The organism is Candidatus Symbiopectobacterium sp. NZEC135, assembly GCF_025962695.1.
The window spans coordinates 1-1,774 of the sequence record NZ_JAGFPF010000326.1; the positions used below are offsets into that span (position 1 = coordinate 1).

A 1,774-nucleotide genomic window follows, 5' to 3' on the forward strand; every position below is an offset into this window, starting at 1 on the left:
GCACTGGATGGCATGTTGGCACGCGAGTGTCATCAACAATCGAAGCTTGGCGCCATCCTTAATGAAACCGGTGATGTTATCTCTGATATCGCGCTGTATTTGCCGTTTATGCTGCTTCCCAACAGCCATGCGCTGCTGGTTGTGGTGATGCTGCTTTGTGCGCTGATGACGGAGTTTTGTGGCGTGCTAGCGCAAACCATCAATGGGGTACGCAGCTATGCTGGCCCGTTGGGCAAGAGCGACAGGGCGCTGGTCTTTGGTGCCTGGGGGCTGGGGCTGGCTATCTGGCCGCAGCTTACCGTGTGGAATAATGCCGTGTGGGGCATTGCAACCCTACTGCTGCTGTGGACCGTGGTGAATCGCTGTCGGAGTGTGTTAGGCGAAGAGCGGGTAAATTGATACTGTTGGACAACCCACCGGCAAATATAAGGACATTATTCTCATGAGCAATTTACGGACGGCGGACGAGCGGTTTTTTTTGACCAGTGATAACACCGAACTGTTTTATCGCCACTGGCCTGCAATGTCAGTGGGCGCAACGCCCAAGGTGATGGTCTTGTTTCATCGAGGGCATGAGCATTCCGGGCGACTGCAACACATTGTTGATGAACTGGCGATGCCGGATACCGCATTTTATGCCTGGGATGCCCGTGGTCATGGACGTTCTCCCGGTCAGCGTGGCTATAGTCCCTCATTGTCTCGTTCAGTGCAGGATGTTGACGAGTTCGTCCGTTTTGCCGCTGATGATAGCCGGGTTTCAATGGAGGATGTGGTGGTGGTGGCGCAAAGTGTCGGTGCGGTGCTGGTTGCCACCTGGGCGCATGATTACGCACCGCCCATTCGCGGCCTGGTGCTCGCATCGCCTGCATTCAAGGTTAAATTGTATGTACCGTTTGCGCGCCCGGGTCTGGCGTTGATGCATCGCCTGCGGGGCCTGTTTTTCGTTAACTCCTATGTGAAAGGCAAATATCTGACACACGATGCGCAACGTGTGGAGAGTTTTAACCAAGACCCACTGATTACCCGCCCCATTGCGGTGAATATTCTGCTGGATCTCTACAACGCGGCGGAACGCATCGTCAGCGATGCCAGTGCCATTACCTTGCCTGTGCAACTGCTGGTTTCCGGCACCGATTACGTGGTGCATCGACAGCCGCAGATTGATTTTTATCAGCGTCTGCGTAATCCCATTAAAGAACTGCATGTATTGCCGGATTTTTATCACGACACGCTGGGCGAAAAAGAGCGGCACCTGGCTTTCGACAAGATGCGCGGCTTTATCGATACGCTGTACGCCATGCCGCCACAGCGTTTTGACTACAGTAATGAAGATCGCTGGAGCCATGGTGCTGATAGCTGGCAGATGCTACGCGGCGGGCCGGAGCCTTACTCGCTGGACGATATCGCGTATCGTGGTTTGCGTTATGGCATGAAGATGCTGGGCACGCAGTCCACGGGCGTCCGTTTGGGGTTTGAAACCGGGTTTGATTCCGGAAGTACGCTGGATTATGTCTATCGAAACCAGCCTCAGGGAAGCAGCGCGTTGGGGCGTCTGATCGACAAGCAATATCTCAACAGCGTGGGGTGGCGAGGGATCCGTCAGCGCAAAATCCACCTCCAGATGCTGATTCAGCAGGCGGTTACGGCACTGGTTGAAGAGGGAAAAACGGTCCGAGTGGTCGATGTTGCCGCTGGGCACGGGCGCTATGTTCTTGATGCGCTGGAAGGTGATGCTGCGGTGAGCGAGATTTTGCTGCGCGACTACACCGAACTG

At 55.0% G+C, this 1,774-nt stretch carries 2 protein-coding genes; both read left to right on the forward strand.

Annotated features, from left to right (window positions below):
• The coding region (locus J5224_RS26465) for a CDP-alcohol phosphatidyltransferase family protein (RefSeq protein WP_264628147.1) at positions 1–399 on the forward strand (399 nt) is incomplete at its 5' end.
• 43 nt (positions 400–442) lie between these two features.
• Positions 443–1,774: bifunctional alpha/beta hydrolase/class I SAM-dependent methyltransferase (locus J5224_RS26470; RefSeq protein ID WP_264628148.1), on the forward strand; the 1,332-nt coding region annotated here is incomplete at its 3' end.